Raw genomic sequence first — 1,386 nt, forward strand, 5'->3', positions numbered from 1 at the left:
CGGGCGACTCCCGCGGCCCCGGCCGGAAGGATCTCGGCTGCTCGACCGTGAGCACGTCGGCCGGGATCGACGTCTCGCGTCTGGCCGGCACCGACCGCCAGGGCACCGCCGTCGAGATCTCGAAGGCCGTCTTCGGCCCGAACGTCCCCGTCGTCTACATCGCGACCGGCGCGAACTTCCCCGACGCGCTGAGCGCCGCCCCGGCCGCGGCCAAGCAGAAGGGTCCGCTGCTCCTGGTCGACCGCGACGGCATGTCGCAGCCCGTCCGCGACGAGCTCGACCGCCTGAAGCCCGCGAAGATCGTCGTCGTCGGATCGGAGCTCAGCGTCGGCAAGGGCGTGTACGACCAGCTCCGCGGCTACACCTCGTCGATCCAGCGGCTCGGCGGGACCGACCGCTACGACACCTCGAGGAAGATCATCCAGTACGCCTTCTCGGGCGGTTCGTCGCGCGCCTGGCTGGCGACCGGCGAGAAGTTCCCGGACGCGCTCGGCGCGAGCGCCGCAGCCGGCTCGGTGAACGCTCCCGTCGTCCTGGTCAACGGCACCGGGAGCACGGCGGACGCCGTGACGAAGAGCATCCTCTCGGGGCTCAAGGTGCAGAACCTCACCATCGCGGGCAGCCCCCTGTCGGTGAGCGAGGGGATCAAGAACTCGCTTCCGGTGCCGACGATCACCCGCATCGGCGGAGTCGACCGCTACGACACCTCGGAGCAGCTGAACCGGGCAGCCTTCTCGAGGGCGAAGACCGTGTTCCTGGCGACGGGCGAGAACTTCCCCGACGCCCTCGCCGGAGCCACGGCGGCGGGCTACTCGAACAGCCCGCTCTTCGCCGTGCCGACGAACTGCGTGCCTCGCGCCGTCCTGACCGACATCGCGAAGTCGGGAGCTCAGCGGGTCGTCCTCCTCGGCGGTCCCACCACCCTCTCGGAGGACGTCGCGCGGCTCACCCCCTGCGGCTGATCGCCCGCGACCCCGCCACTAGCGTGGAGGGATGACCCCGACCGCACCGTCCCCGACCGGCCTCCGACGCCGGCGGGGCGGTGCGGTCGTCGTCGTCGCGGCGCTGGTGGCGCTCCTGCTGGGAGGCTCCGTCGACGGTACGCGCCTCGCAGCAGTGCCGTCCGAGCCGCAGACCGTCCGGCTGTGGACCTTCCTCCAGCCGGGCCCCGTCGCGGCCGACTTCGACCCGGGCGACCTGATCTCCGACGAGGTCTTCTTCGACGGCGACGCGCTCGGACCGCTCACGGTGCAGGCGTTCCTCGACGCCCGTGTCCCCGACTGCGCGGGCGGTCGGTGCCGGCCAGACGCGAGACGTCGATCCCGGCCGACGTGCTCACGGTCGAGCAGCCGAGATCCTTCCGGCCGGGGCCGCGGGAGTCGCCCG

General features: G+C 72.4%; 1 protein-coding gene and 1 pseudogene. Both read left to right on the forward strand.

Annotation, left to right across the window (positions count from 1 at the left end):
* Nucleotides 1-962 (forward strand): cell wall-binding repeat-containing protein (locus tag C5C27_RS17490; RefSeq protein WP_219813209.1); only part of this gene is annotated, 962 nt, incomplete at its 5' end.
* A 31-nt stretch (nt 963-993) separates the two neighbouring features.
* A pseudogene (locus tag C5C27_RS17495) lies at nt 994-1,386 on the forward strand (hypothetical protein); the annotation flags it as partial.

The sequence above is a fragment of the Rathayibacter sp. AY2B7 genome, assembly GCF_002931635.1.
Classification (GTDB): Bacteria; Actinomycetota; Actinomycetes; order Actinomycetales; family Microbacteriaceae; genus Rathayibacter.